Annotated in this window: 2 protein-coding genes; both read right to left on the reverse strand. The window is 42.5% G+C overall.

The genetic code is table 11. From position 1 onward, the window contains the following. Nucleotides 1–103: 103 nt before the first annotated feature. Nucleotides 104–1,618, reverse strand: coding sequence for an Omp85 family outer membrane protein (omp85, locus tag LEP1GSC185_RS12570; RefSeq protein ID WP_008591994.1), 1,515 nt, complete (start codon nucleotides 1,616–1,618; stop codon nucleotides 104–106). Nucleotides 1,619–2,133: 515 nt separating this feature from the next. Continuing rightward, a partial coding sequence (locus LEP1GSC185_RS19745) for an Lcl C-terminal domain-containing protein (protein ID WP_167319277.1) occupies nucleotides 2,134–2,327 on the reverse strand: 194 nt, incomplete at its 5' end.

The raw sequence follows: 2,327 nt of genomic DNA on the forward strand, positions 1-2,327 counted from the left end.
ATTATGATCTAATTTCTCTTCGCAACCCATCGCGAGAAGACTAAACGCGAATAAGGTAAATAAGGATCTTATTATATAATATACTTTTCTCATCTCTCTTTCCTTAGAACGCGTGACTGAAGTTTACGAATAACTGTTCGTCTTCTTTAGATTTTGCCCAGTCGATCATTATGATTGTAGCCTGGTTCCATGCGATCCTGAGGCCGATACCATGCGAATATTTGTAATCCTTAAGACCGGCTTTATGCTCGTCGTTCCAGACTCGTCCGAAGTCCATGAAAGGAACCAGGTTGAATGCGAAGTATTCGTCTCCTACGCGTAAGGATCCGAATTTCCATCTTACCTCTAAGTTACCCCAGCCCATCATTCTTCCGACAAAGCGGTCCTGTTTGTAACCACGGATGGTCCGGATCCCTCCAAGTCCTCCGATCAAACCTTCTGTTCCCCACATATTACGATATTCGAAGAACGGAACGTCTCCTTCGGAGAGTCCTGCTCCAAAACGGGAGGCAATCACGAGTTTTTCGAATACTTTAGGGAACGGACTCCAGAAAAATTTTCCTTGAGCGAAGTATTTTTGGAAATTGAAGTCTGAGCCGAATGCCTTGCTGTTTTTCTCGAAAGTTCCTTCTATAAATACACCGCTGTTCGGATCAGGTTCGAAGTCCCGAGTATCATACACGAGAGCGACACGAACCGCGTTTACATAACCGCCATGATATCCTAAAATTTTCCCAGCTTCTGCATCTTCCGTTAGACGGGTCTTAGCGTTAGGCACCATCGCTCCGTAATCCATTCCGAGAACAGGATCGTAACCTTGCGCTTTCCTTCCATCAAAAGTCCTGATAATATTTTCGGAAGCTTTTATACCCGCAACTACACGGACCGTTCCACCGAAGAAGGATCTTTCGGTGCTCAGATTGATCATAGGAGTTTCGATGATGTATCCGTTGTACATCTTATTGGTAACAACAAATCCAGGTTGGCTCGGAACTCCGTAGTAAGTGTTTCCACCAAAAGCGACCGGATCTTGAGGACCACCAGGTCTATAATAGCTAAAATTTTTGCCTTGGTCAGCGAATGTCGCGTTTGTATAATAATCCCCGCCTGGTTGGTTACGATCATAGTAACTTAGGCCCTTTAAAGAACTCTCACCTATTCCAAAATATAGAGTGGTTGGCGTAATCGTTAGAAACGCATCCGCACGCAAACGCCATTGCGTATTTGCAATAAACGGCATATCCAAACTCAACTGATGGTATTGAGCGTTCTTGCTCGTATTAAAATACTGACCAAAAAACCTAACTCTGTAAGGAGTATAATCGAATAATGGATCTGATTTCAGGCCGTTATTGTAAGCATAAGCGCGAACACCAAAACCGACACCTTCGAGCGGATCCGAATTGATAAGAGGAAGTCCGGTAGGATACCAGCCTTCTCTTTTGACAGCCAGGTCTTTTGCACAAAGCTGTTTAGAAGAATCCATATGAAACGGTAAATTTTTACGAGCAGGAGGCTTCTCGCAGCCCGGTTCAGGGATAAAATCTTGGGCGTCTATATTGAAACTTGCTATAAAACAAACCGTTAGCACCAACGATTTAATTTCTTTAATCCTCATGTATACTCCGGATTTAAGATTTTAAGTTCGTTAGTTATCGAAGTGGCAATAGCTTATGTCAATTGAAAATTTCAAATCAGGGTTTTGAGGACCCCGTTCATCACGCAAAAGTTCCCGTTCATCACAATGGTTATAAAAAAAATCAGCAAATTACGCATTAGTAAAACACGATTTCGACGCAGATATAAGAGAGATATAAGTGAACCCTTGTTTAGGTATCATAGAGAAGCCGAGAAGATAAAATCGTAATATTACCAATTTATAATATTACTGCTGGGGATTATAAAACTCAGAAAGAGTCACGGGGGCAGGAAGAGTCTCCGAAGATCTCACACAAAGAAACGGAGATTTTTTCACTGTTGGAGTTCCAACATATCAGATTGAACCCGATGCTGGAGTTCCAACATTTTTCTCCGCAATCTTACAAAGCTCGCCTTACCCTTTGTGGCTCGGCTCAGACTCAGTGACTCTGTGTGAAAAACTCCCCGTGTCTCTATAAACTCCGTGTTTTATCCTTATCTTACACAACGAACAAAGTAACGGCTAGTCTTGCTAAAAGCCTCGTCTTCACCAAATCTATCTTTAGAGAATGATACTGCTCTAGCTGTCTTACCGGCTGCATCTTGTTCATTCCCTGTAGAACTCCAATAGAATGCCTCTATGGTATCAGGAAACTTTAAGAGCATGAAGTTGCGGCTATTCGAACTTA

Source organism: Leptospira licerasiae serovar Varillal str. VAR 010, from assembly GCF_000244755.1.
Taxonomy (GTDB): domain Bacteria; phylum Spirochaetota; class Leptospiria; order Leptospirales; family Leptospiraceae; genus Leptospira_B; species Leptospira_B licerasiae.